This window comes from Pantoea sp. Morm (assembly GCF_016643525.1).
Taxonomy (GTDB): Bacteria; Pseudomonadota; Gammaproteobacteria; order Enterobacterales; family Enterobacteriaceae; genus Pantoea; species Pantoea dispersa.
The window spans coordinates 1-4,253 of sequence record NZ_VOQX01000171.1; the positions used below are offsets into that span (position 1 = coordinate 1).

Consider the following 4,253-nt stretch of genomic DNA (forward strand, 5'->3'; position numbering starts at 1 on the left):
CGCCTTCCTCCCCGCTGAAAGTACTTTACAACCCGAAGGCCTTCTTCATACACGCGGCATGGCTGCATCAGGCTTGCGCCCATTGTGCAATATTCCCCACTGCTGCCTCCCGTAGGAGTCTGGACCGTGTCTCAGTTCCAGTGTGGCTGGTCATCCTCTCAGACCAGCTAGGGATCGTCGCCTAGGTGAGCCATTACCCCACCTACTAGCTAATCCCATCTGGGCACATCCGATGGTGTGAGGCCCGAAGGTCCCCCACTTTGGTCCGAAGACGTTATGCGGTATTAGCTACCGTTTCCAGTAGTTATCCCCCTCCATCGGGCAGTTTCCCAGACATTACTCACCCGTCCGCCACTCGTCACCCAAGAGCAAGCTCTCTGTGCTACCGTTCGACTTGCATGTGTTAGGCCTGCCGCCAGCGTTCAATCTGAGCCATGATCAAACTCTTCAATTTAAAGTTTGATTTGCTGCAACAAGTGCAGCGATGCTCATCTGTAAAACGTCATAATGAATTTCATTATGTGTTCACTCGTGAGACTTGATATTTTTTACGTCCGGAGACGCTGATATCAATCCTGCGAGTGCCCACACAGATTGTCTGATAAATTGTTAAAGAGCGGTGCAATCAGCGCCTTAAGCTGCTGTTGCGAGGTGGCGTATATTACGCCTTCCTCCTTCAGAGTCAAACACTTTTTTCAGCGTTTTTCTCCGGCGGGATGAATTTCTTCACTCCCTGCTAAGCCGTCTGCGTTGCCGCTTTGCCGTCTCAGTGGTGGCGCAGTATAGGGATTTCTGATGAGCTGACAAGCGTTAATTTGAAGTTTTTGCACGACCGCTCACTTTTCGGTCGATGCGCTGAAATTAGCAACGAATTGGCATCACACAGGCAAAAAAAACGGGCCCGAAGGCCCGTTTTCAACATTTTGAATTACTGATGCGCGACGATGACATCGTCTTTCACATCCATTTCAATGGTTTTACCCGGAACAAAAGCACCAGAAAGAATCTTCTGCGCCAGCGGGTTTTCAATTTGCTGCTGAATAGCGCGTTTCAATGGACGTGCACCATAAACCGGATCATATCCATTTTCACCCAACAGCTTCAGCGCTCCATCTGTGATATGCAATTGATAGCCACGTTCATCCAGACGTTTGTACAACCGCTGCAACTGAATCTGCGCGATTGAGGCGATGTGCTGTTCGCCAAGCGGATGGAACACCACCACCTCATCAATACGGTTAATGAACTCTGGGCGGAAATGCGAACCTACCACCGTCATCACCACATCTTTCATTTCCGGATAGTCCAATGCACCGAAACGTTCCTGGATCAGATCCGAGCCAAGGTTAGAGGTCATAATGACCACAGTATTACGGAAATCTACCGTACGCCCCTGACCATCAGTTAAACGCCCATCATCCAGCACCTGCAACAAGATGTTGAACACATCCGGGTGAGCCTTCTCGACTTCATCCAGCAGAATCACGGAATAAGGGCGACGACGTACTGCTTCTGTCAGATAACCGCCCTCTTCATAACCCACGTAGCCCGGAGGTGCACCGACTAAACGCGATACCGAGTGTTTTTCCATAAACTCAGACATATCAATACGCACCATGGCGTCATCGCTGTCGAACAAGAAGTTAGCCAGCGCTTTACTCAGCTCGGTTTTACCGACACCGGTCGGCCCAAGGAACAGGAACGAGCCAATTGGACGATTTGGATCGGATAGACCCGCACGACTACGGCGAATCGCGTTCGATACCGCATCAACCGCCTCGTTCTGGCCAATCACGCGCGCATGCAGCTCTTGCTCCATCCGCAACAGTTTCTCGCGCTCACCTTCCATCATTCGTGCCACTGGAATGCCGGTCCAGCGCGCCAGCACATCGGCAATTTCCACATCTGTTACGCGGTTACGTAACAGCTTCATGGTTTTACCTTCAGACTGCGTCGCAATAGTGAGCTGTTTTTCCAGCTCCGGAATTTTACCGTACTGCAGTTCGGACATTTGGCCCAGATCACCAACACGTCGCGCCTGCTCCATCGCCAGACGAGCCTGCTCCAGTTCCGCCTTGATGTTCTGCGTACCTGTTAAAGAGGCCTTTTCGGCTTTCCACTCTTCTTCCAGCTCAGCGTATTCACGCTCTTTCTGGTCGAGTTCCGTTTCCAGCATCTCCAGACGTTTGATGCTGGCATCGTCAGACTCTTTCTTCAGTGCCTGCTGTTCCAGCTTTAACTGGATGATGCGGCGTTCCAGACGATCAAGCGACTCCGGTTTCGAGTCCATCTGCAAACGAATGCTCGATGCAGCCTCGTCGATCAAGTCAATTGCCTTATCTGGCAGCTGGCGATCGGAGATATAGCGGTGCGACAACGTGGCCGCTGCCACAATCGCCGGATCCGTAATCTGCACATGGTGGTGCAACTCATAGCGCTCTTTCAGGCCACGCAGAATAGCAATGGTGTCTTCCACGCTCGGTTCAGCCACAAAGACTTTCTGGAAACGACGCTCCAGCGCCGCATCTTTCTCGATGAACTGGCGATACTCATTCAGCGTGGTCGCACCGACGCAGTGCAACTCACCACGCGCTAATGCAGGCTTCAGCATGTTACCGGCATCCATGGCACCATCGGCTTTACCCGCGCCAACCATGGTATGCAACTCGTCGATAAACAGAATGACGTTGCCTTCCTGTTTTGCCAGATCGCTCAGCACACCTTTCAGGCGCTCTTCGAACTCACCACGATATTTAGCACCCGCCACCAGCGAACCCATGTCCAGGGCCAACACGCGGCGACCTTTCAATCCTTCTGGCACTTCACCATTGATAATGCGCTGCGCTAACCCTTCGGCAATCGCAGTTTTACCTACGCCGGGTTCCCCAATTAATACCGGGTTGTTTTTGGTACGGCGCTGCAATACCTGAATGGTACGACGAATCTCTTCATCACGACCAATCACCGGATCTAACTTGCCAAGCTCGGCGCGCTCGGTCAGATCGATGGTGTATTTTTTTAAAGCCTGGCGCTGATCTTCAGCCCCTTGATCGTTCACGTTCTCTCCTCCCCGCAATTGCTCGATGGCCTTAGTGAGTTTTTCGGTGGTTGCACCAGCGGACTTCAATAGGTCCGCCAGCGAACCACGAGAGTCGAGGGCCGCCAGAACAAATAATTCAGATGAAATAAAGTTGTCGCCGCGCTTTTGCGCGAGTTTGTCGCACAGGTTCAGAACCCGAATGAGATCGGCTGAAGGCTGTACATCGCCATCTGTACCTTCTACCTGCGGCAGTCGGTTGATAGCTTGTTCGATGCTGGTACGCAGACCAGCCACATCGGCACCTGCTGCGCTAAGCAACGGACGCACCGATCCGCCTTCCTGATTGAGCAAAGCGCTCATCAAGTGCAGGGGTTCGATAAATTGATTGTCGTGTCCCAGAGCAAGGGACTGAGCATCGGCAAGGGCCAACTGGAATTTATTAGTAAGACGATCCAGACGCATGATTCCTCCAATACAGGTCAAAATGCTACTGGAGATTAAATGAGGTCATCCCTCAAATTTTTCAAGTTTAATGACCTGCATTGCGAACAAAAAATACGCTACTGGATCGTCTTGCGGCGTAAGGTTATCTCAGCCAAATCAAAGTTGCCATACGCCCGGTGATTCCATCGCGTCGGTAGGAGAAAAAATCATCGGCTTCGGTGAAAGTGCAACGCTGTGAACCACTGATGGAATGCACTCCGGCGGCCTGAAGTCGCTGACGCGCTAACTGCCAGATATTTGCAAAATATTTGTCACCCGCTGGACGGAAAGCCGCATCGGCTTGCGCATCGTGCGCCATAAAGGCTTCACGTACCTCTGCGCCGACTTCAAATGCATCAGGGCCGATAGCGGGTCCTAGCCAGACGTGAATCTCACTGGCTGGTGAGCGAAACTGCCGCAGCGTCTGTTCCAGCACGCCGTTACACAGACCTCTCCAGCCGGCGTGTGCAGCGGCAACTTCAAGGCCATCATCACTGCAGAACAATACCGGCAAGCAATCCGCTGTCATGACAGCGCAAACCACGCCGGATTCACGGGTGATGGCCGCATCTGCATTTGGTATCACATTGTCCACAGGCAAACGCACAACATCTTGCCCATGCACCTGATTGAGCCACTGCGGCATAGCGGGCAGCAGCTTATCCTTCAAATACTGACGATTTTGCAAGACATGCGTTTCAGCATCGCCAACGTGCGCCCCAAGATTCAG

General features: G+C 52.2%; 2 protein-coding genes and 1 rRNA gene. All 3 read right to left on the reverse strand.

What is annotated here, in order from left to right; translation table 11 throughout:
* Nucleotides 1-454: ribosomal RNA gene (locus FT726_RS26190) — 16S ribosomal RNA — on the reverse strand; the annotation flags it as partial.
* Nucleotides 455-928: 474 nt separating this feature from the next.
* Nucleotides 929-3,502, reverse strand: a complete 2,574-nt coding sequence (gene clpB, locus FT726_RS26195) for an ATP-dependent chaperone ClpB (protein ID WP_346303734.1) — start codon at nt 3,500-3,502, stop codon at nt 929-931.
* A 124-nt stretch (nt 3,503-3,626) separates the two neighbouring features.
* Nucleotides 3,627-4,253, reverse strand: a 627-nt coding sequence (pgeF, locus tag FT726_RS26200) for a peptidoglycan editing factor PgeF (protein WP_346303735.1), incomplete at its 5' end; no start/stop codon positions are given.

Bases quoted from the DNA above. Each gene is read 5' to 3' on its own strand.
- clpB (WP_346303734.1), bottom strand. From the start codon at position 3,502: ATGCGTCTGGATCGTCTTACTAATAAATTCCAGTTGGCCCTTGCCGAT.